This window comes from Bradyrhizobium sp. WSM1417 (assembly GCF_000515415.1).
Classification (GTDB): Bacteria; Pseudomonadota; Alphaproteobacteria; order Rhizobiales; family Xanthobacteraceae; genus Bradyrhizobium.
In genome coordinates this window covers 748,039-769,931 of sequence record NZ_KI911783.1, presented here as the reverse complement: position 1 = coordinate 769,931, position 21,893 = coordinate 748,039, and the positions used below count along the sequence as shown (strand labels likewise).

Below are 21,893 nucleotides of genomic sequence, written 5' to 3'. Positions count from 1 at the left end.
CGCCTGATCGCGCGACCGGAGACCGGGATAGCCTATTCCGGCAGCGGAATGAACTCATGTTCCTGCGGAACTGCGGCGAAGCGGCCGGTTTTCCAGTCCTGCTTGGCCTGCTCGATCCGCTCCTTGCTGGAGGAGACGAAATTCCACCAGATGTGGCGCGGGCCTTCCAGGGCGTCGCCGCCCAGAAACATCATCCGCGTGGCCTTGAGCGCCTTCACCGTGATGCGGTCGCCCGGGCGGAAGATCAGCAGTCGCGGCCCTTCGTAGCGCTCGTTCGCGATCTCGACCTCGCCGTCGACGACGTAGATGGCGCGCTCCTCATGATCGGGATCGAGCGGCACGGTCGCGCCTGCCACCGCCGTGACCTCGGTGTAGAACCAGGGCGACACCATCGAAACAGGCGAGGTGACGCCGAAGGCCGAGCCCGCGATCACTTTCGCGGTGAAGTCGCGCTCGGTGACCATCGGCAGGTCACCCGCGCCGTAGTGCTGGAATGACGGGGCGATCTCTTCCGATCCCGCCGGCAGCGCAATCCAGCTTTGCAGGCCCAGCATCTTCTGCCCCGAGGCGCGTTGTACGTCCGGCGTGCGCTCGGAATGCGCGATGCCGCGGCCGGCTGTCATCAAATTCATCGCGCCGGGCTGGATCTCCTGGATGTTGCCCTCGCTGTCGCGATGCATGATCGCGCCGTCAAACAGATAGGTGACGGTAGCAAGCCCGATATGTGGATGCGGCCGCACGTCCATGCCCTTGCCTGAGACGAATTGCACTGGCCCGAAATGGTCGAAGAAGATGAAGGGTCCGACCATCTGCCGCTTGCCGTGCGGCAACGCGCGGCGTACCGCGAAGCCGTCGCCGAGATCGCGCGTGCGCGGCACGATGACGAGATCGAGCGCATCGCAGGACATGGGATCGCCGAGCACGGGATCGTTCGAGGGTTGCCAGCTCATGGGAAAACTCCGTCTGAATTGCTTGGGCTCGATCCTAGCAGGATTCCGCGCCAGCGTCGCGGCTAAGCCCGCCGTCATGCCCCGCGAAGGCGGGGCATCCAGTACGCCGCGGCCTATCGGTTCAATCACGGCCGTCTCGGAGTACAGGATCGCCCGGTCAAGCCGGACGATGACAGCTGCGGTGCGGATGGTGCTTGAAAAACTAAACCCGACGGACGATGTTCGGCTCGCCCATACCGATGGCCACAGCATCTGATGACGTCAGCCGCCCTTGAACTCGCATTCCGCGCCGCTTCTGTGGCGTTGCTATCAGTGCTGGCGGCATCGCTTGTCAGCGATTTCCGCAATGTGCTGGCAGCCCGGCTCGGCGCGGCCTTTGCGCTCGGCTCGGCCGCTCATGCCGCGAGCTATTCCGTCGGAATATCGTCGCTGGTCCCGGCATGGCATGCGCCGCTGATCGCGCTCTCGACTGGCAATATCGTGGTGTTCTGGCTGTTCACGCGCGCGCTGTTCGACGACGAGTTTCGCCTGCGCCGGTGGCACGGATTGACCTGGGGGGTGGTGACAGCCTTCAGCTTCGTCAGCTGTCTCTGGATCGCACCCGGCGGACATGTCCGGTTCGCCGTCACCGCGGTGAACCTGATCGTGCTCGGCTTCATTGCGCTCGCGATCATGCAGACGATCGGCTCATGGTCGGCCGATCTGGTCGAGCGCCGCCGCCGCGTTCGTGTCTTCATCATCTGTGCGGCCGCGCTCTATGGCGGATTGAACGCGCTGCTCCAGATCCTTGTCGTCGGCAACGAGGTCGGCGATGTCGCCAACACCGTCAATACAGGCGTGCTCGCCAGCATCGTCGCGGCCATCGCCTATGCGATGATGCGCGTCGATGGCGCCGACCTGTTTCCGGCCGCCGCGGAGCCTGCGCCGGCGATCGCGGCGAGCCAGCCTGTGGGCGAGGACGCCGCCGACCAAAAGCTCATCGACGCCCTGATGCGGCTGATGGCGGACGAACGGATCTACCGCCAGGAGAACATCAGCATCGGCGTGCTGGCGGGCCGGCTGAAAACTCCCGAATACCGGCTGCGCCGGCTGATCAACCAGGGGCTCGGCTACCGCAATTTTAATGTGTTCCTGAACAACCACCGGATCGAGGAGGCCAAGGCCGCGCTGGCCGATCCCGCCCAGGCCGAGGTCCCCGTCATCACCATCGCGATGGATTCCGGCTTCCAGTCGCTCGGCCCGTTCAACCGCGCCTTCAAGGCCGTGACCGGCGTGACGCCGACGGAATACCGGCGGCTCAAGGTGAATGCCGTCTGATCTTTAGGGTACTGTATTATCTAGGCTATTTTGGAATCGGCGAGCGTCTCGCGGGATTCAGCTACGCCGTTTTCCAAATCCGGCGAGCGGGTAGGGCGTGAATGCCGCTTCGTCTCCGGCACGCGCCTCAAGCCGGAGCAAGCCCGTGACCCGCCGCCGCCAGATCGTCCTTCTCACCACCACGGTCGCCTTTGCCGGCCTCGCGCTCGGCGCGGTTCGCGCCCATGACGTGCCCAAGGTCGCCACCGGCTTCATCGCCGATTTGCTCTGCGCGGAGACGTTTGTCTCGGGCCTCGATGTCAGGCGTAATTTGATCGAGACCATTGATGCGATGCCGGGCGCCGGTCTGCTGACCTGGGCGATGGACTATCAGGTCGATCGCGCGCGCAAGGACGTCACGGTGACGCTGTTCGGCATCGGCCGCAGCCATGCCGTCTATCGCGAGGGCCTCGGCTGCACGCTCGAGCACGGCACTGATATCGCCGAGGTCAGGCTCCCGCCTGACGACAGGCAACCGGCGTTGCTGCCCGAGATTGCCGGCCCCGCGCTCGTGTCGCCACAGAGCCCGGAGCTGTCAGCCGCGCTTGATCGCGCCTTCGCCGAGCCGACATCGGCGCCATACCGCCGCACCCGCGCGATCGTCGTCATGAAGTCGGGCCGCATCATCGCGGAGCGCTACGCCGACGGCATCGGACCGGAGACGCCGCTGCTCGGCTTCTCCATGACGAAGTCCGTGATCTCGGCTCTCATCGGGATTCTCGTGCGTCAGGGCCGACTGAAACTCGAGGGGCCCGCATCGGTCGCCGCCTGGACAAATCCGGACGATCCCCGTCACGCCATCACCGTCGATCAATTGCTGCGCCACACCGCGGGCCTGGCGCTCGGCAGCTCGCTTCAGGCCTCGCTCGGCTCCGCGTTCGAGCCGGTCAATCGCATGAAATTCGTGGAGGCCGACATGGCCGCCTATGCCGCGAGCATGCCGCTTGCGACCGCGCCGGGCACCGTGTGGAATTATCACGATGGCAACACCATCATGCTGGCGCATCTGATCCGCAACGCTGCCGGCGGCAATCCTGCGGATGCGCTTGCCTTCGCACGCCGCGAATTGTTCGCGCCGCTCGGCATGCGCCACGTCACGCTCCAGCTCGACGGCGCCGGCACGATCAAGGGGTCGAGCGAGATGCTCGCATCCGCGCGCGACTGGGCGCGCTTCGGTCAGCTCTATCTCAATGACGGCGTCGCCGGCGGCAGGCGCATCCTGCCCGAGGGCTGGGTGAATTACTCGGTGTCGGCGACGCCCAATGCATGGGTCGGCATCGGCGCCGGCTTCTGGACCAACCAGGGCGACAGCTTTGGCGCGACCTTCCGCGTCAAGCACGGCTGGCCGCGCGATGCCTTCTTCGCCAAGGGTACGATCGGGCAATACACGATCGTGATTCCGTCGGAGCGTCTGGTGATCGTGCGGTTAGGCCGTTCGCCGAACGCACCGCCGGAAGCGGATGGCGTGTTCGATCTGGTGCGCGACGTGGTCGCGGCAACGCGCCTGGCCTCTTCTCCCTCGCCCCGCTTGCGGGGAGAGGGTTGGGGTGAGGGGGAGCCTCCGCAAGGGAGGTGAGAGTTGGATTCGCGGAGAGTCCCCCTCACCCGGAATCCAAGCTGGGCTTGGATTCCGACCTCTCCCCGCAAGCGGGGAGAGGTGAAGAGACCTCCTACCTTCCCAGCTCCGTCGCCTTCGCCACGCGGTCGAACCGCTCCAGCGTCATGATCGCGTCCGCGAATTTCTCCGCGCGCGCGTTCAGCACCGGGCGGGCCAACGTCAAGAACTTCTGCTGCATCGCTTGTGCATCCGGGAACGAGGTCGGCTCTCCCGAGGGATCGGCATAGAGCCGCTCATGCACGCCGTCGTCCGTCGTGATACTCACGCGCGCGCCGAACGGATGGGTGCGGCCGATTTCGAGGCGGTCGTCCTGCACCACGTCGAACTTGTCGGCGAGCGCGTCGATGGCTGTGTCCCCGAGGCGGGTGTAGTCGTCCCAGCCAAATGAGCCCTGGTCGAGCGCGAGCGCGCCGGTGAAGAACATCGAGAACTGGCCGCCGACGATCGAGGTCGGGTGGCGCTTGGTCGCGGCGTCGCCGGTGAGCGTGATGCCGTTGCGATGCAGGCCGATTTCGACACGCTTGACCTGGTCGGGCGTCAGATTGTGCTCGCGCCGCATCGCGATCAGTGCGTCGATTGCGGCGTGGGTATAGCGGCAGCTCGGATACGGTTTGACGCCGATCTTCATGGTCTCGTAGGTCTTGCCGAGCTCGGCGACCGCTTTGTCCGGATGCGCATCGTCGGTGTAGCCGGCGAGCAGGCCGTGCTTACCCTCGACCGATTCCGTGGCGCCGACGAAGTCGTTGCGCGCCAGCGTCGCGGCGATCACGCCGTTCATCGCGGCGGCGCCGACCTGGTAACGCTTGTTCCAGGCGCCATTGACCAGGAATTGCAGCGAGCCCGCGGCCTGGCTGCCGGCGACGCCGAAGGCGGCGATGAGCTGTTGCTCGGAGAGGCCGAACAGCTTGCCGGCGGCCGCGGCTGCGCCGTAGGTGCCGGCGGTGGCGGTGGGGTGAAAGCCGCGGGCATAATGCGAGGTCGGGTCGAGCGCGTTGCCGAGCCGGCAGCAGACCTCATAGCCCGCAACGATCGCGGTCAGCACGTCGCGGCCCGAAGCGCCGACCATCTCGCCGATGGCGAAGGCGGCCGGGACCACCGGCGCGCTCGGATGCAGCGAGGAGTCCGCATGCGTGTCGTCGAAGTCGAGCGAATGGCCGAGGGCGCCGTTGAGCAGCGCCGCGACCGCCGGCGTCCAGGTCTTGCTGTCACCGAACACGGTGGATTCGCCCCTGGTGTCGAGCGCGAGCGCCTCCAGCATCTTCAGGATCGAGGGGGTCGATTCCGCTTCGCTGCGGGCCCGGATGGCGCTGCCGAGGAAGTCCAGCGTCAGCACTTTGGCGCGATCCAGCACCTCCGCCGGAATATCCTGGAATTTCAGGTTGGCGACATAGGCGGCGAGCGTTGCGGTTTCGTGAGCCATCGTGTTTCCTCGTTTTGGCGCGCAAGTTAGGCGGGCTGATTTGGCCTTTCAAGCGGCCTCGGGGCCGCGGGGATCAGCTATGCTTTTGGCTGGCTTTGCGAGGATCGGACCGGGATACGCGACCATGGCATTCGCAGGCGAGCTGTTCGACCGGGTGTGGTCGCGAAAGACCCAATTGGGATTGGCGATCCGGGTCACGGTGGCGGCCACCGGCGCCTACGCGCTCGCCACCGCGCTGCATCTCTTGTTACCGCTCTGGGCCGTCCTCACCTCCATCATCGTCACCCAGATGAGCGTCGGGCGCTCGCTGAAGGCGACACGCGACTACATGCTCGGCACCATCGGCGGCGCGATCTATGGCGGCGCCATCGCGATCCTGATCCCTTATTCCGGCGAACTGGGCCTGCTGGGTCTGCTGGTGCTGGCCGTGGCGCCGCTTGCCTTTGTCGCATCGATCTATCCGAATCTGAGCTCTGCAACGGTGACGGCCGTGATCGTGCTCGTGCTTCCGTCGATGCATCATGCCGATCCCATGGCCTCGGCGATCGATCGCGTCAGCGAAGTTTCGGTCGGCGCGGTGACCGGGCTGCTCGTCTCGTTCCTGGTGCTGCCATCGCGCGCTGTGCGGCAAATCCGCGCCAGCGCGGCGAAGCTGCTCGAATTGATCGCGGAGGCCTTCACCGAATTGCTCGCGGGCCTGACGCGCGGCCGGGACAATGACGCGCTGCATCGGATTCAGGACGGTATCGGCACCGCCATGGTCGGCATGAATACCATTGGCGCCGAAGCCGAGCGCGAGCGCTCTGCGCGATTGTCGAGCGGTCCGGACACCGGCCCGTTGTTGCGCACGATCTTGCGGCTGCGCCATGACGTCGTGATGATCGGCCGCTCGACCGTGGTGCCGTTGCCGGCCGAGGTGCAGACACGGCTTGCCGCACCGCTGACGGAAGTCTCGACGGTGATCGCACGCTTCCTGCGTTCGGCCGCCGCGGCGTTGCGTGAAGGCGCCGGCGCGCCGCCGATCCATCCCGTGCATGTCGCGCTCCAGCATTATGCCGAAGCGGTCGCCGCTGTGCGCCAGGACGGCCTGATCCGGGGGCAGCCCAGCGACACCGCGGAGCGCTTCTTCGCGCTCGGCTTTTCGCTGGAGCAGATGCACCAGAATCTCTGCGACCTCGATCGCGTCGTCGGCGAATGGTCCGAGGCCGCGACCGACAAGCCCGCGCGCATGGCGGAGTGAGCTAGCGCCGCATCAGGCCCTTGCTCTCCATGCGCCAGACCAGCAAATCGATGCGGTCCTGGCCGAAGAACGGCTCGTTGTCGAACACGAAGGTCGGCACGCCCCAATGGCCGGAGGCCGCATGGTCCTTCGCGTTCTCCGTGATCACCTGCTCGTAGCGATCCGGGTCCGCGGTGATCGCGGCATCCATCGCCGCGAGATCGAAGCCGGCCTTGTCTGCGGCGCGCGCGAGATGATCGCCTTCGTTCCAGCCCGCCACCGAGCCGTCCCACAGCACCCGGGCGATCGCATCGGTGAATGCGAGCGAGCGTCCCTCGAGCTGCGCCATGGCACCAAGCCGGGTCAGGCGGTGGATGTAGGGCTGCTCCGCCGCGACGTCGAACGTGACCTTGTCCTGTACGATCGGATCGGGCCTCGGAAAGCGGAACGGAATGCCCTCGTGCTGCGCCACGCGCGTGCTGTCGAGCACCACATAGCGAATGAAGTTCGGGCTGGCCTTCTTGAAAAACCCGGGCACACGGACGGCGAGCGGATAGACCGGCCGCAAATTCACCGCCAGATCGTAGGCTTCGACGAGCTTCAGCGTCTTAGGCAGCGCCAGATAGCTGAACGGGCTGCGAAAAGAGTAGAAGAGGTCGACGGAGAGCGTCATCCCGCCAGTTTGCGCGTCAGCATCCGGAAGCGCAAGATCAGAAGTCCGGCATAGACGAACGATCCGATCGACAGTCCGATCCAGACACCGACCGCGCCGAGATCGGCGTGAAAAGCGAGCCACCAAGCAATGGGAAAGCCCACGCACCAATAGCCGATCGCGGCGAATGCCAGCGTCATTCTGGTGTCATTGATGCCGCGCAGCGCGCCGCCCATGATGGTCTGGATCGCATCGGCGATGAAGAAGGTCGCGCCGACCAGCAGCAGCGTTGCGGTCAGCTCGACGGTCGCCATGCTCGCCTCGCCGCTGCCGAAGAACAGTCGGCCGAGCTGATAGCGGCCGAAGATGATCGCGACAGTCAGACCCGAGACGAACGCGATCCCGATCACGGCTGCAACGAGACCTGCGCGCTTCACCGCAAGCGGCTCGCCGCGGCCGAAGGCGTGACCGACCCGCACGGTGGCCGCCATGCCGATGCCGAGCGGGACCATGAACAGCACCGCGGTGACCTGGAGCGCGATCTGATGCGCCGCGAGCGCCGTGGTCGAGATCAACCCCATCAGCAGCGCCGCCGAAGAGAACAGGCCATATTCCAGCAGCAGCGAGAACGAGATCGGGGCGCCGATCGCGATGAGCTTGCCCATCAGGGGCCAGTCGATCCGCCAGAGATGGGCAAGCGGACGATAGTCCGCGAACGGCTTGCGCAGCCCCGCAATGGCGAGCGTGGCGGCAAAAGTGCCGAGATTGACCAGCGTGGTCGCAAGCCCTGCGCCGAACAGGCCGAGCTCCGGCAGGCCGAACAGGCCGTGGATCAGGACGTAGACCAGCGCGGCATTGACGGGGATCGCCGCGAGCGTGATCCACAGCGGCGCCTGCGGCCGGTTCACCGCGCTCATCATGCTGCGTAGCGCGATGAAGCCGAGCGCCGGCGCGATGCCCCAGGCCAGCCCATTCAGATAGCGCTGGGCGAGCGCGGCCGAGCGCGGCGCCTGACCGAGTGCAACCAGGATGTGCTCGCCATAGAGCGGCGAGGCCATCATCGGCAGCGAGATCAGCAGCGCGACCCACAAGCCGACGCGCAAGGAGCGGCGGATGCGCCTGACATCGCCGGCGCCGAAGGCTTGCGCGACCAGCGGCGACACCGCCGCCATCAATCCGAGCCCGAACGTGAAGCTGACGAAATAGACCGTATGCGCCAGCGCTGCTGCTGCCACCGCGCTCTCGCCGAGCCGCCCGATCAGTGCGAGATCGGTCGTGATCATCGCGATCTGCCCGAGCTGCGTCAGCATCATCGGCACCGCCAGCCGCAGCGTCTCGATGAATTCGTCGGCGAGAGAATTTGGCGGCACGCCGGCTTGCGGCTGCGAACGAGGCTGGACGGTGTCGAGCATGGCGGGTCAATAGCACAGCCGAGCGACGAAAACATGGCTCGATCGTTCTCTCCCTCTCCCCGTTCTTACGGGGAGAGGGTCGGGGTGAGGGGCTGCTTCCGCAAAAATAGTGACAGTCGGACTCGCGGAGGCTCCCCCTCACCCGGAATTTGCTGCGCAAATTCCGACCTCTCCCCGCAGGCGGGGCGAGGTGAAAGCGACCGCCTCAGCCCTTTCGTTCAGGCACGCGCCTGATCTTCGCGCCGAGCGCATTCAGCCGTTCGTCGATGCGCTCGTAGCCGCGCTCGATCTGGTCGGCGTTGTTGATCGTGGAGGTGCCCTCGGCGCAGACGGCCGCGAGCAACATGGCCATTCCGGCGCGAATGTCGGGTGAGGTCATCGTCGCGCCGTGCAGCCGGCTTGGACCGGCGATGATGGCGCGATGCGGGTCGCACAGCACGATGCGCGCGCCCATCGCGATCAGCTTGTCGACGAAGAACATCCGCGATTCGAACATTTTTTCGAACATCAGGATCACGCCCTCGCATTGCGTGGCGGTGACGATCGCGATCGACATCAGATCGGCGGGGAAGGCCGGCCAGGGCTGGTCTTCCAGCTTCGGCACGTGGCCGCCAAAATCGTCCTGGATCTTCAGCGTCTGGTTCGATGGCACGATGAGATCGTCGCCCTCGATGCGGCAGACGATGCCGAGCCGCTCGAACCCCATCCGGATCGAGCGCAGATGCTCGACGCCCGCGCGCGCGATGCGAAGCGGCGAACGCGTCACGGCCGCAAGCCCGATCAGCGAGCCGACCTCGATATGGTCGGGCTGGATCCGGTAGGTCGTACCGCCCAGCGTCGCCGGACCGTGCACGATCATGGTGTTGGTGCCGATGCCCTCTATCCCAGCGCCGAGCGCGACCAGGAAGTTGGCGAGGTCCTGCACATGCGGCTCGGACGCGGCGTTGCGCAAATAGGTGGTGCCTTCGGCGGCGACGGCTGCGACCAGCGCGTTCTCGGTCGCGGTCACGCTGGGCTCGTCCAGGAACACGTCGGCGCCGGTCAGTTTCGAAGCGCGGAATTCGAGCCGGTCGGTCGCGGTGACCTTGGCTCCCAATTGCTCGAGCGCGAGCACATGCGTGTCGAGCCTTCGGCGGCCGATGACGTCGCCGCCGGGCGGCGGCAGCATCACTTCGCCGCAGCGGGCGAGCAGGGGGCCCGCGAGCAGGATCGAGGCGCGGATGCGCACGCATAGCTCCGGATCGAGATCTGCGGCGCGGATGCTCTTGGCGTGAATATGAAGCGTGTTGCGGGCGGTCCATTCCGCCGCCGCGCCGACCGAGCGGATCAGCTCGACCAGCGTCTCGGTGTCGCGGATCCGCGGCACGTTTTCCAAGGTCACCGGATGCTCGGTGAGCAGGGCTGCCGCGATGATCGGCAGGGCCGCATTCTTGTTGCCGGACGGCTCGATCGAGCCCGAGAGCCGGTGACCGCCCTCGACAATGTACTGGATGGGCGTCACGGGGTCTCTCGCTATCGTGTTGAGTGGGGGGCGGGTTTTCGAGGCGGAAACTACCGAGAATTGACCGTGGGAGCAATTCTGCACTTGTTGCGGCTCGATTTCGCGTCGCAGCCCCGATACAGGTGCGCTCCCTCTCCCGCTTGCGGGGGAGGGCTGGGGAGGGGGTGCTTCCGCGATGGGATTGTCGAAGTTTACGGAACGTATCCCGGCGAGGAGAAAGCCCCCACCCGGCGCCTCGCGCCGACCTCCCCCGCAAGCGGGAGAGGTTGCAGCGAGCGCTTGGCCAGCAGTTCGAGATCCAAAGCCAACGGCCCTTAGATGTCGATCGTCGCGCTCAGCGAATGTTCCTGGATGAAGTCGCGGCGCGGCTCGACCACGTCGCCCATCAGCTTGGTGAAGATGTCGTCGGCCTCGTCGACCTCCTTGACCTTCACCTGGAGCAGTGATCGTGCATTGACGTCCAGCGTCGTCTGCCAGAGCTGCTCCGGATTCATCTCGCCCAGCCCTTTGTAGCGCTGCAGCGAGACGCCCTTGCGGCCGGCGTCGGTGACGGCTTCGAACAGATCGACCGGGCCGTAGACCATGTGCTCGGTGTCCTTGCGCCGCAGCTTGCCGGGGCGGGCATAAACGTCCTGGAGCTTCACCGTGTACTCGTCGAGCTTGCGGGCTTCGACCGAGCCCAGGAACGCGTCATCGATGAGGGCGGCTTCCTTGACGCCGCGCACGGTGCGCTCGAACTGGAAACCCTGGCCTTCCACGTATTGGCCGATCCAGCCGCGCTCGACCTCGTCGGCGAGCGTGTCGAGGCGGGCGGCGATGTATTGCGCGGCCGCGGCGGCCTTCTCCGGATCGCCGTAGATCGCCTTATTGAGGACACCGGTGATGGCGGCCTGCTCGATCACCTTGCGATTGTAGCGGGTGTGCAGGCTGCGCAGGATGCCGCGGACGGCGCGGGCGTCGTCGACCAGCGAGCGCAGGTCGCGGCCGGTACGATCGCCGCCGGTGCCGGGGATATAGACGCAGTCGTCCAGTCCGGTATCGATCAGATAATCTTCCAGCGCCCGCTCGTCCTTCAGATATTGCTCGGACTTGCCGCGGTTGACCTTATAGAGCGGCGGCTGGGCGATGTAGAGATAGCCGCCGTCGATGATCTCGCGCATCTGCCGGTAGAAGAAAGTCAGCAGCAGCGTGCGGATGTGAGCGCCGTCGACGTCGGCGTCCGTCATCACGATGATCTTGTGATAGCGCAGCTTCTCGATCGAGAATTCGTCGCCGATGCTCGTTCCGAGCGCGGTGATCAGCGTGCCGATCTGCTCGCTGCCCAGCATCTTGTCGGGACGTACGCGTTCGACATTGAGGATCTTGCCGCGCAGCGGCAGCACGGCCTGGAATTCGCGGTTGCGGCCCTGCTTGGCGCTGCCGCCTGCCGAGTCACCCTCGACGATGAAGAGCTCGGACTTGGCCGGATCCTTTTCCTGGCAGTCGGCGAGCTTGCCGGGCAGCGAGGAGACCGAGAGCGGGCTCTTGCGCGTCAGCTCGCGCGCTTTTCGCGCGGCTTCGCGGGCAGCTGCCGCCTGGATCACCTTGCCGACGATCATCTTGGCTTCGGACGGATGCTCCTCGAACCAGGCCTGCAGCGCCTCGTTGAGCACGTTCTCGACCACGGGGCGCACTTCCGAGGACACCAGCTTGTCCTTGGTCTGCGACGAGAATTTGGGATCGGGTACCTTCACCGAGAGAACGGCGGTGAGGCCCTCGCGGCAATCATCACCGGTGAGCGCGATCTTTTCCTTTTTCGCATTGGCCTCGGCATAGCCGTTGACCTGGCGCGTCAGCGCGCCGCGGAAACCGGCGAGATGGGTGCCGCCGTCGCGCTGCGGGATGTTGTTGGTGAAGCACAGCACGTTCTCGTGGTAGCTGTCGTTCCACCACAACGCGGCCTCGACGCCGATGCCGTTGGCTTCGGCGCGCACCATGATCGGCGCCGGCACGATCGCCTTCTTGTTGCGGTCGAGATATTTGACGAATTCCTCGACGCCGCCGGAATAATGCATCTCCTCGCGCTTCTCGACCGCGTGACGCATGTCGGAGAGGGCGATGTTGACGCCGGAATTGAGGAAGGCGAGCTCGCGCAGCCGGTGCTCCAGCGTGGCGAAATCATACTCGATGTTCTTGAAGGTTTCCGTCGAGGCCTGGAACGTCACCTCGGTGCCGCGCCTGCCGGGCGCATCGCCGACCACCTTGAGCGGCGCGACCGCATCGCCATGGGCGAATTCGATGTAGTGTTCCTTGTTGTCGCGCCAGATGCGCAAGCCGAGCTTGCTCGACAGCGCGTTGACGACGGAGACGCCGACGCCGTGCAGGCCGCCGGAAACCTTGTAGGAATTCTGGTCGAACTTACCGCCGGCATGGAGCTGGGTCATGATGACTTCGGCCGCCGAGATACCTTCGCCCTTATGGATGTCGACCGGAATGCCGCGGCCGTCGTCGCGCACGGTGACGGAATTGTCGGCATTGAGCACGACGTCGACGCGGGTGGCATGGCCCGCGAGCGCTTCGTCGATCGCGTTGTCGACGACCTCGTAGACCATGTGATGCAGGCCCGAGCCGTCATCGGTGTCGCCGATATACATGCCGGGGCGCTTGCGGACGGCGTCGAGACCCTTGAGCACGCGGATCGATTCCGCCCCGTAATCGCTCGGATTTGAGGGTTCGTTTTCGGCAGGCGTCTGCCGAGCAGGTTCTGTCATGAGAGGCCTTCGAGATGTCGCCCGAATCAGCCGCGCAAAAGGCGCTGATATGCGGGCTATTTGTGCCATGAAAGACGGATTGCGCCTAGCGCAAAGTATCTCCCTGCAAGTCTTTGATAAGATGGGATTTTTCGGCCGATTTTCAAGGCCTTCGAAGGCCGATTCGGCGGCTTGGAAAAAGCGCGATTCGAGACGCCGTTTCGGGCTCTGGAAGGCGTGGATTTTGCGGGGAGGAGGGGCGTTCCGGGGCGCCTGGAACGCCCCGGAACGGCCTTGCAGCTCAATACATCTGAAGCGGCAGCACGTCTCCGCTTGGCCCCACCAGGAGGCCCCAGGCATCGCCGGCGGCCACGGTGAGGGTCTCGGTGCGAGCAGGGCGTCCCGGCAGACGCAGCGCGTACTGGTACTTGCCGGGCGGTAGATCGAGCATCGGCCCTTTCGGCGATTGCGGACCGCCGGCGCCGGCCGCGATCTTCACGGTTTGATTGTTGATCGTCAGCGATGCTTCCTTTGGTCCCATATTGCCGAGCATCAGCCTCGCCTGTCCCGCCTTCGGCATGATGTCAGCCTTGGCTGCGGCCTGCGGATTCCGCTGCATCAGGCTGACAGTGGTCTCGTCCCTGGCGCGGCCGAGCTTCAGCACGGCCGGTCCCTCCGGCGAGGTGAACGCGAGCTCCGCCTTCTCGGCGGTCACAGTCGCGCCGTCGGCCTTCTCCTGCCAGCCCCGCTTGGTCAGCTCCGCGCGATAGAAGGCGAGGACCTCGCCAAGCTCGGCGGGGATGCTGGCTTCGAGCTCGGTCCGGAACGACTGGTCGCTGCCGGGGAATTTGGTGGAGCTTAATCCGGTCGAGCTGTGCTGTGTCGGCACCGGCAGGGCGGAATCGGGATCGGGCGTGAGCGGCTCCTTCGATTTGGTCTGGACCGCCTTGGCTTGGGTTGATTTGGCCTCGACGGGCTTCGCCGCGGCGATAACAAGACCGGAGCCGTTGGCGCTAACGTTTACCTTCGGCCCCATCTGCATCACGGTCATCGAGATCGACTTGCCGTTCTTTGCGAACTCCATCACCGCCATGTTCGGCTGATTGATGACGGAGGGCTGCTCCTTCCAGCCCGCCGGCTTGAGCGATGCGCGATAGAACGCGGTGAGCGCCTTCACGCTCGATGTCGAGGAGAATTCGAGCTGGCCGTCGTCGCCCTCGAACTTCACGCCTTCGGCGTTTTCAGGCAGCGGCACCGGCGTCTTGCTGTCGGCCAGCGCATTCAGCGGCGCGTCGGACAATGCGGCCGCCTGCACCTTGCGCCTTGCTTCGTCGGCGGTGATGAGCTGCTTGGCCGCACCTAACGCATCCCCAAGGAACTTGTCGTCGGCCTCCTTCTTCGCCTTCGCGCGGGCGGCAAGCGCGGAGTCCTTCACCTGCGCCGTCAGGCTGACCATGGTGAAATCATATTTGCGGCCGAGCCGCAGCATGCCGGTTTCCTCCGCCGAAGAGATCTTGATCGCGACCTCGTCGCCGGGCGCGAGCGGCGCGCTGCCGTCCTCCCGCCAGCCACGCGCGGCGAGCTCGCGGTGATAGAAGGCGAGCACGGCGGGCAGCTCGGCCATCGCGGCCGCCGACATTTCGCGCTTGTTGTCGCTCTCGCCGCCGAGACCCCTGGCCGTCTTGGTCGGGCTTGGCCGCGGCAGGCCGGCCAGATCGCTATCGGCTTTGAGCTCGCTGGGCAGCGCGAAGGGCGCGACCCGAATATCGATATTGGTGCGGCCATCGTCGCGGCGCGTCAGCGTCAGCATCACAGGCTTCTGCTGATAGAAGCCGGTCTCCTTGCTATCGGCGTGCGCGTAGAACGCGCGCACGCCGTTGGGAACGGTTTCATTCAGGCTGGTGGTCCAGCGTGCGGCGGTTTCCGGCGTGAGCTTCTGCCAGCCAATCGCAGCCATCTGGCTGGCATAAAAATCCGACGTTGCATCGAGCGGCGTCGGCGAGACGCAGCCGAGATAGGGCCTCGTCCCGTCGAACACGATGTCGCTTGCGCCTTCCGGAAACGGCACGTTCCCGTAGATCCGGTCGGTCGTGTAATAAACCACGGACTGGTCGGGCCGGCCGGGCGCCTGCGTGAAATGAACGGAAAGGCCCTGTCGTCCCTTCCTAAACTTCAGCAGGGTGCTTTTCTCCTCAAGCGGCATCACATAGGGCACCCAGCCGTTGTCGCTCAGGAGCTTTTGGACCGCGGGCGGTGTCACCGCCTGCCGCGTCGGTACGCGATATTCGACGCGATAGGGATCGGGGCGCGAAATGTCTTCCACCGCACCTTCGAGCTGCGGCAGCGCGTGGACGTCGACGACACCCTCATCGGCGCCGGCCGCGATCGAGCAGCTCGCCATCAGGAAGAGACCGCATGCAAGCAGCCGCCATCGTGCCGGGATTTGCGTCCCGCGCGGGGTCATCGCCATCGTTAGTTCTCCAGGATGCCGCGCGGCGCTTTGGCGCGCGCGATTACAACGGCTGCAACACCGTCGGCGGGCCTCAGACCAGAAGTCGCGGCAGGAACCGGGGAGGTTCAAATATCCCGAACTAGTCAATACAGTTGGAGCGGCGACCATGCCTCGCCGTCGCGCCCGACGGTGAGCTCCCAGGCGTCGCCGGCCGCGAGGTTAAGGATGTCAGTGTGGGCCGGACGGCCGGGCACGCTCAGTTCGTAGGCATATTTGCCGGGCGCCAGATCCAGCGAGACAGCGTTAGCGCCGGCGGCGCGCTTGATGATCCGCGCGTCGATCCCGAGCACGGCTTCCGTCTCGCCGATATTGCTGAACACCAGCTTCGCCTGGCCCGGTTCGGGCATGACGTTGGCCCGGGTTGCAGTATCCGAGTTCTTCTGCACGAGATGAACCAAGGTGCTGCTGTCCTTGCGGCCGAGCTCCAGCATGGCCGGCCCGAGCGGAGATGCGAACGCGAGCTGGACGTGATCGACGGAGACGACGGCGCCATCGTGCTGCTCCTGCCAGCCGAGCTTTCCGAGTTCCTTGCGGTAGAAAGCGAGGACGTCGCCGAGCTCGGCGGGCACGGTGGCTTCGAGCTTGACGCGAAGCGGCGCTTCGACGCCCCGCATCAGGGTGGTGTGGATTCCTCGAAAGCTGTAGCGGGTCGGTGCGGGCAGCCTGGCATCGGGGTCCGGCGTGAGATCGGCCGAAAACAGCGGCTGCGGCATCCAGGCGCCGGCGCTTGCCGCGAGCATGCACGTCGCGAGCAAGACGAGGCCGCACGCAAACGCCCGCCATCGTGCCGGGACTCGCGCCCCGGACCTTGCCGTCCGCATCTCACTCTCCAGGGGTTCGCGCGTGATGTCATTGCGCGATTGCAAAAACGGCTGCGACGCCGTCGGCGCTGCCTCCGGCAACTAGTCGCGGCAGAAATGGGGCTGGTTCAACGGCGGCGACTAGCGCCGGGCCGATACCTGTCCGCTTTCGACGTCAAAGATCTCGCCCCCGGCGCCGATCTCGGCGAAGGCGGCGGGGTCTGCGCCGGTCAGCCACACCTGCGCGCCAAGCTTGCGCAGCTCGTCGAACAGCGCCGCGCGCCGGCCGGGATCGAGATGCGCGACGACCTCGTCGAGCAACAGCAGTGGCACGATGCCGGTCATCTCGGCGACCAGGCTCGCATGCGCCAGCACCAGCCCGATCAGCAACGCCTTCTGCTCGCCGGTCGAGGCATCGCGCGCCGGCATGCTTTTGGGCGCGTAGATCACCTGCAGATCGGTGAGATGCGGACCGTCCGTGGTGCGGCCGGCGATGGCGTCACGCGGACGGTTGTCGCGCAGGATCTGGCGGTAGCGGTCCTCGACCGACGTCGCGGTCTCCTGGAGCAGCGCATTCTCCATCCAGCCGTCGAGCGCGATCTGCGCCGAGGGGAAGGCGGAGGCCTGCGCACGTGCATTCAGCATGCCGGTCAGCCGCGCCGCGGTCTGGCCCCTGGTCGCGGCGACCGCGACCGCAAGCTCCGCGGTCTCGCGCTCGATCGCGTCACACCAATGGTCGTCGTAATTGCGGGTCTCGAGCAGGCGGTTGCGCGAACGCAGCGAACGTTCGAGCGCGGAGATGCGGCTGGAATGGTCGCTGTCGATGGCAAGCACCAGGCGGTCGAAGAAGCGCCGGCGCTCGGACGCCGCTCCCATGAACAGCCCGTCCATCGCCGGCGTCAGCCACACCATGCGGATGTGGTCGCCGAACGCCGCCGCCGAATTGACCGGTTCGCGATCGATGCGGCAGCGCCGGCTGACCGGGCTATCTGCGTGCGGCGGATCGATGCCGGTGCCGAGCGTGGCAAGGCCCAGCGCGCCCTCGACCTGTGCCGACACCGCCCAGGAGCCGTCGCCCTGGTTGTCGGCGACGTCGTCCAGCGTCGCGCGCCGCAGCCCGCGTCCCGGCGACAGGAACGAGATCGCCTCGATGCAATTGGTCTTGCCCGCTCCGTTCGGCCCGACCAGCGCCACCATGTCAGCCTTCACCTCGAGCCCCGCCGCCCGGTAATTGCGAAAATGCGTCAACGTCAGGCGATGAATGCGGGAGGGGGTCATTGTGCTCGTCGTGCCGGGCGGTGCGTCCCCTCTCCCCTTGTGGGAGAGGGTGGCGCCTCACGAAGTGAGGCGACGGGTGAGGGGTATGTTACCGCAGGGCGAGCTTTGCAAGGACGTCCTCCAATACAGAAGCGGGCTGCTGCAACACGTCATTGTTCCAGTAGCGCGCGATGACAAAGCCTTCAGCGGAGAGTGTTGCGTCCCGAGCCGCGTCGCGTTGCGATTCCGCATGCTGACCGCCGTCGATCTCGATCACGAGGCGCTTTTCGAAACAGACGAAATCGAGAATGTAGCTTTTGAACGGAACTTGTCGGCGAAGCTTGTAGGCGGATAATCGACGATCCCTGAGCAGGCGCCACATTGCGGCTTCCGCATCCGTCGGCTCATGCCGCATGTTCTTCGCGAACTGGCGGAGACGCTTGGGGACCGGCCGATGGGACGGCTCCCGCGGCACTAACCCCTCACCCGACTGACTGTGCATCTACCAGCGGAGTAGCCCTCTCCCACAAGGGGAGAGGGCGCAGCAAGGTGCATTGCGCTCGTCTCGAGAAGAGTAGCTGCCGCTTCACCCTCTCCCCTTGTGGGAGAGGGTGGCTTCGCGCAGCGAAGCCGGGTGAGGGGTTGTCTCCACATCGATGGTATCGCGAGAGGACTCCTCACACCCGCATCGGCATCAGCACGTAGAGTGCGCTCTTGTCGTCGCGGTCTTGCACCAGGGTCGGCGAGCCCGGGTCGGCGAGCCGGAGGGTTGCGACGTCGCCTTCGATCTGGGCGGCGATATCGAGCAGATAGCGGGAGTTGAAGCCGATATCGAGGGCGTCGGAGGCGTATTCGACTTCGAGCTCTTCGGTCGCGCTGCCGGAATCCGGATTGGTCACCGACAGCACCAGCTTGCCCGGTGACAGCGAGAGTTTCACGGCGCGCCCGCGCTCGCTGGAAATCGTCGAGACGCGGTCGACCGCGTTCTCGAAATCCTTCTTGTCGACGACGAGCTCCTTGTCGTTGCCCTGCGGGATCACGCGGCCGTAGTCGGGGAAAGTGCCGTCGATCAGCTTAGAGGTCAGCACCACATTGCCGATGGTGAAGCGGATCTTGGCCTGCGACAGCTCGATCGTGACCTCGGCCTCGTTGTCCTCGATCAGGCGCTGCACCTCGCCGACCGTCTTGCGCGGCACGATCACGCCGGGCATGCCCTCGGCGCCCTTGGGCTGGACCAGGTCGAGCTGGGCGAGGCGGTGGCCGTCGGTTGCGACGCCGCGCAGGGTCGCGGCCTTGGCGGAGCCCGCGGCATGCAGATAGATGCCGTTGAGATAATAGCGGGTCTCCTCCGTGGAGATCGCGAACTGGGTGCGGTCGATCAGCCGCTTGACGTCCTTGGCGGCGAGGCTGAACGAATGCGACATGTCGCCGGCGGCGAGATCCGGAAAATCATTCTCCGGTAGGGTCTGCAGCGTGAAGCGGGAGCGGCCGGCGCGGATCGCCAGCACGGCGCGGTCGCCGTCGGCCTCGAGCACGATCTGCGAACCGTCCGGCAGCTTGCGCACGATGTCGTAGAACATGTGCGCCGGAACGGTGGTGGAGCCCGCGGTCGCGGTTTCCGCCGCGAGCGTTTCGGTGACCTCGAGATCGAGGTCGGTCGCCTTCAGCGACAATTTCGCGTTCTCGGCCCTAACAAGCACGTTGCCGAGGATCGGAATCGTGTTGCGGCGCTCGACCACGCGGTGGACGTGGCCCAGCGACTTCAGGAGTTGCGCGCGTTCGACCGTAACCTTCATTGCACTACTCGCCCGATCCCCAAGGAAACACAAATCTGGAAAAGCCGGGCGGCGGGACGCGCGCCACGGCACCGAAATCCCCGGAAGGCCGGGTCATCCAGCCGATATGACCAAAGCCGTCAGGGTCGCGCAAGGTGGCGTGTAAAGTCATCCGTTTCAAGGGATTGCGCGACAGTTCCCCACGATTTACCGGCAAAGACGGGGCCGGCGCCCAGCTGGACCAAGACCGCCGCCCAGGCATGGCCGGGGCGGCGGGAGGGAAGGGGAAAGACCCGGGCGTTTATTCCTGAAGCTGGCGCTTGAGCGATTCGACCTCGTCCGACAGCGCCGTGTCCTTGGAAACCAGGGCCTCGATCTTACGGACCGCGTGCAGCACGGTGGTGTGGTCGCGCCCGCCGAAGCGGCGGCCGATCTCGGGGAGCGATCGCAGGGTCAGCGTCTTGGCGAGATACATCGCCACCTGGCGCGGACGGACCACGTTGGCGGTCCGGCGCGAGGACAGGAGGTCGGAGCGGCTGACGTTATACTGCCGCGCCACCACGCGCTGGATGTCCTCGATCTTGATCCGCTTCGGTTCCTGCGGCCGGATCAGGTCGCGCACCTCGTGCTCCGCCATCTCCAGCGTCACCGGCCGGTTGTTGAGCTTCGAATGCGCGAGCAGGCGGTTGATCGCGCCTTCGAGATCGCGGCCGTTGTGGGTGATGGCGCGGGCCAGATAGGTCAGCACCTCCTCCGGCACCTCGAAGGTCGCATGATGGGCGCGGGCGGCTGCGACGCGCGACTTGAGAATACCGTGTCGCAGCTCCTCGCCGAGCGAGGCCATCTCGACCACGAGTCCGCCGGCCAGGCGCGAGCGCACGCGGTCGTCGAGGCTTTCGAGATCGGACGGCGGACGGTCGGCCGCGATCACGACCTGGCGGCCGGCATCGATCAGCGCGTTCAACGTGTGGCAGAACTCGGCTTGGGTCGACTTGCCCTGCAGGAACTGGAGATCGTCGATCACCAGCACGTCGATGCCGCGCAAGGCTTCCTTGAAGGCGAGCGCCGTCTGCGTCTTCAGCGCGGCGACGAAGCCGTACATGAATTTCTCGGCGGTGAGATAAAGCACCTTGCGCTCGTTGCCGGAATTGCCGGCCCAGGTCACCGCCTGCAAGAGATGCGTCTTGCCGAGACCGACGCCCGCATGGATGTAGAGCGGATTGAACATGACGGGATCGCCGCGACGCCCCTCGGCGACCTGACGCGCAGCCGCATGCGCCAGCGTGTTGGAACGGCCGACGACGAAGCTTGCGAAGGTCAGGCGCGGATCGAGCGGCGAGCCGCCGAGCGCATCATGATTGGCCGAGACCGGCGCCGTCGCGGTCGAGCGCAGCTCCGGAGCGGGCGAGCGGCGCGTTTCGACCGGCGCGGGCGCTTCCTTCTGCTGAACCACGGGGCGCACCGCCGTGCGCACGGTGAGATCGATGCGATGCACTTCGGGCATCTCCGCCTGCCAGCACGACAGCACGCGCTCGGCATAATGGGCTTGGATCCAGCTCTTCAGGAAGCGGGTCGGCACCGACAGGCGCACGCTCTCGTCCTGGACGCCTTCCAGATCCATGCGCGCAAACCAGCTCGTATAGACGTCTTCGCCAACGTTCGAGCGCAGCCGACTCTTCACGCGTGACCAGCGATCCTGTTCCGGGGTTGTCATCATTTGAGAACTTTTCTTGAGAGATAAGGTTGCGTGGTGAGCGCCATGCAGAGTTCCTGCCAGCAATACCTGCCCAGGATTATTTGCAATGGCGGGACCTCAAGCGATTTCACCTGCAGGCATGGCTCGACCGTTCGGCGGAAACGCCGCGTCCGATCAGCAATGTCTAGAGGTGGAGGGGTCGCGAGGTCAGCGCGTACTCGGCGCTCCGTGACACGCGGGAGGCTTGGTGTCCGACGAATCTAAAACGGCATCGCTGGAAGTCGAAATGCTGGAAGTCGAAATGTGTTTCAATACCGCGTTGAGTTCGTAAGACATGATACCTCCCCATCCTGCCGTGATTGCTCACGACAAGGTCCTGCGTGTCCAAACGACACCCGCGTCGTCATCGGATGCCTGCCCGTGTACTCGTCCGCTCGGCCTCGCCATCATGCCTGTCGGGGCAGCTTTCAAGATGTCTCTTAAGCGCGAGAGAAAGATCCCGCTTGGAGACATTCAGACAAAGAGCTACCGTTCCCACATTGCTGTGGGTTTTGATCCGACAATCGCTTGTTGAAGCGCCGCCTACGTGCACATCGCCGCCGATTTGCACGCTCGCCCCGTTTCCGATACCGCGCTGGTCTCAAGATCGTGGGCGCCGCTGACCTCTTAAGGAATACACTATGCGGGAAGACTCGCAACGGAATTGATTCACACTTGAGGCATCAAAAATCTTGATCTGCGTTAACGCCACGCGGACTTGTGCACAGGCTTCAGAGCAAGTTTTTGGATTCGTGCACAGAATCGAAGACGCCACGTTTCATGTGACAATTCTCCGCCACCGCCAAAAATTTTTTGCAAAAGCGTCACGCGCACGACGCGCTGGCGATTTTTCCAAATGCTTGGCCTCACTATGTCGATAAGTGATTAGCGAGACATCGTTTTTTGAGTCTCGTTTGACAGGGTAACTCCATCGCGTAACGCGATCCGGGGAAACTA

At 65.3% G+C, this 21,893-nt stretch carries 15 protein-coding genes; 3 read left to right on the top strand and 12 right to left on the bottom strand.

Annotation, left to right across the window (positions count from 1 at the left end; all coding sequences use genetic code 11):
• Positions 1-32 precede the first annotated feature (32 nt).
• A complete protein-coding gene (locus tag BRA1417_RS0103730) occupies positions 33-950 on the bottom strand; it encodes a pirin family protein (RefSeq protein ID WP_027514668.1) in 918 nt (305 codons plus the stop codon).
• Positions 951-1,205: 255 nt separating this feature from the next.
• On the opposite strand from BRA1417_RS0103730, the gene BRA1417_RS0103720 reads away from it, so the two are divergent.
• Positions 1,206-2,267 carry a helix-turn-helix domain-containing protein gene (locus BRA1417_RS0103720; protein WP_027514666.1) on the top strand — a complete coding sequence of 354 codons (1,062 nt, stop codon included), beginning with the start codon at positions 1,206-1,208 and terminating at the stop codon, positions 2,265-2,267.
• A gap of 145 nt (positions 2,268-2,412) precedes the next feature.
• Entirely contained in the window at positions 2,413-3,882 is a 1,470-nt protein-coding gene (locus BRA1417_RS0103715) for a serine hydrolase (RefSeq protein WP_027514665.1), read from the top strand.
• 94 nt (positions 3,883-3,976) lie between these two features.
• Here BRA1417_RS0103715 and BRA1417_RS0103710 read toward each other — a convergent pair whose 3' ends face one another.
• On the bottom strand, positions 3,977-5,344 hold the full coding sequence (locus BRA1417_RS0103710) for an MmgE/PrpD family protein (RefSeq protein ID WP_027514664.1): 1,368 nt from the start codon (positions 5,342-5,344) through the stop codon (positions 3,977-3,979).
• 124 nt (positions 5,345-5,468) lie between these two features.
• Between BRA1417_RS0103710 and BRA1417_RS0103705 the strand changes: the two genes are divergently transcribed.
• Complete coding sequence (locus BRA1417_RS0103705) at positions 5,469-6,584, top strand: aromatic acid exporter family protein (RefSeq protein WP_027514663.1); 1,116 nt, start codon at positions 5,469-5,471, stop codon at positions 6,582-6,584.
• Position 6,585: 1 nt separating this feature from the next.
• Here the strand turns inward: BRA1417_RS0103705 and BRA1417_RS0103700 are convergent, their stop codons facing one another.
• From BRA1417_RS0103700 to dnaA, 10 genes are all read right to left on the bottom strand, one after another.
• Positions 6,586-7,236, bottom strand: coding sequence for a 2-hydroxychromene-2-carboxylate isomerase (locus tag BRA1417_RS0103700; RefSeq protein WP_027514662.1), 651 nt, complete (start codon positions 7,234-7,236; stop codon positions 6,586-6,588).
• Positions 7,233-8,627, bottom strand: a complete 1,395-nt coding sequence (locus BRA1417_RS0103695) for an MATE family efflux transporter (protein WP_027514661.1) — start codon at positions 8,625-8,627, stop codon at positions 7,233-7,235. Before BRA1417_RS0103695 ends, BRA1417_RS0103700 begins: the two co-directional genes overlap by 4 nt.
• Before the next feature lie 205 nt (positions 8,628-8,832).
• Positions 8,833-10,128, bottom strand: a complete 1,296-nt coding sequence (gene murA / locus BRA1417_RS0103690) for a UDP-N-acetylglucosamine 1-carboxyvinyltransferase (protein ID WP_027514660.1) — start codon at positions 10,126-10,128, stop codon at positions 8,833-8,835.
• A gap of 314 nt (positions 10,129-10,442) precedes the next feature.
• On the bottom strand, positions 10,443-12,878 hold the full coding sequence (gene gyrB / locus BRA1417_RS0103685) for a DNA topoisomerase (ATP-hydrolyzing) subunit B (RefSeq protein WP_027514659.1): 2,436 nt from the start codon (positions 12,876-12,878) through the stop codon (positions 10,443-10,445).
• A 280-nt stretch (positions 12,879-13,158) separates the two neighbouring features.
• Positions 13,159-15,327 (bottom strand): hypothetical protein, encoded by a 2,169-nt coding sequence (locus BRA1417_RS0103680; RefSeq protein ID WP_027514658.1) that lies wholly within the window; start codon positions 15,325-15,327, stop codon positions 13,159-13,161.
• Between the two features lie 125 nt (positions 15,328-15,452).
• Positions 15,453-16,190, bottom strand: coding sequence for a hypothetical protein (locus BRA1417_RS0103675; RefSeq protein ID WP_027514657.1), 738 nt, complete (start codon positions 16,188-16,190; stop codon positions 15,453-15,455).
• A gap of 120 nt (positions 16,191-16,310) precedes the next feature.
• Entirely contained in the window at positions 16,311-17,447 is a 1,137-nt protein-coding gene (gene recF / locus BRA1417_RS0103670) for a DNA replication/repair protein RecF (RefSeq protein WP_027514656.1), read from the bottom strand.
• Positions 17,448-17,535: 88 nt separating this feature from the next.
• Positions 17,536-17,901: an endonuclease domain-containing protein gene (locus BRA1417_RS0103665; RefSeq protein ID WP_027514655.1), complete on the bottom strand. Its 366-nt coding sequence runs from the start codon at positions 17,899-17,901 to the stop codon at positions 17,536-17,538.
• 202 nt (positions 17,902-18,103) lie between these two features.
• Positions 18,104-19,222, bottom strand: a complete 1,119-nt coding sequence (gene dnaN / locus BRA1417_RS0103660) for a DNA polymerase III subunit beta (protein WP_007598262.1) — start codon at positions 19,220-19,222, stop codon at positions 18,104-18,106.
• 280 nt (positions 19,223-19,502) lie between these two features.
• Entirely contained in the window at positions 19,503-20,915 is a 1,413-nt protein-coding gene (gene dnaA / locus BRA1417_RS0103655; RefSeq protein ID WP_027514654.1) for a chromosomal replication initiator protein DnaA, read from the bottom strand.
• Positions 20,916-21,893: the final 978 nt, after the last annotated feature.

Excerpts from the sequence above, each read along its gene's own strand:
- BRA1417_RS0103730 (WP_027514668.1), bottom strand. The coding sequence starts at position 950 with ATGAGCTGGCAACCCTCGAACGATCCCGTGCTCGGCGATCCCATGTCC.
- BRA1417_RS0103720 (WP_027514666.1), top strand. The coding sequence starts at position 1,206 with ATGACGTCAGCCGCCCTTGAACTCGCATTCCGCGCCGCTTCTGTGGCG.
- BRA1417_RS0103710 (WP_027514664.1), bottom strand. The coding sequence starts at position 5,344 with ATGGCTCACGAAACCGCAACGCTCGCCGCCTATGTCGCCAACCTGAAA.
- BRA1417_RS0103705 (WP_027514663.1), top strand. The coding sequence starts at position 5,469 with ATGGCATTCGCAGGCGAGCTGTTCGACCGGGTGTGGTCGCGAAAGACC.
- BRA1417_RS0103700 (WP_027514662.1), bottom strand. The coding sequence starts at position 7,236 with ATGACGCTCTCCGTCGACCTCTTCTACTCTTTTCGCAGCCCGTTCAGC.
- BRA1417_RS0103695 (WP_027514661.1), bottom strand. The coding sequence starts at position 8,627 with ATGCTCGACACCGTCCAGCCTCGTTCGCAGCCGCAAGCCGGCGTGCCG.
- gyrB (WP_027514659.1), bottom strand. The coding sequence starts at position 12,878 with ATGACAGAACCTGCTCGGCAGACGCCTGCCGAAAACGAACCCTCAAAT.
- BRA1417_RS0103680 (WP_027514658.1), bottom strand. The coding sequence starts at position 15,327 with ATGGCGATGACCCCGCGCGGGACGCAAATCCCGGCACGATGGCGGCTG.
- BRA1417_RS0103675 (WP_027514657.1), bottom strand. The coding sequence starts at position 16,190 with ATGCGGACGGCAAGGTCCGGGGCGCGAGTCCCGGCACGATGGCGGGCG.
- recF (WP_027514656.1), bottom strand. The coding sequence starts at position 17,447 with ATGACCCCCTCCCGCATTCATCGCCTGACGTTGACGCATTTTCGCAAT.
- dnaN (WP_007598262.1), bottom strand. The coding sequence starts at position 19,222 with ATGAAGGTTACGGTCGAACGCGCGCAACTCCTGAAGTCGCTGGGCCAC.
- dnaA (WP_027514654.1), bottom strand. The coding sequence starts at position 20,915 with ATGACAACCCCGGAACAGGATCGCTGGTCACGCGTGAAGAGTCGGCTG.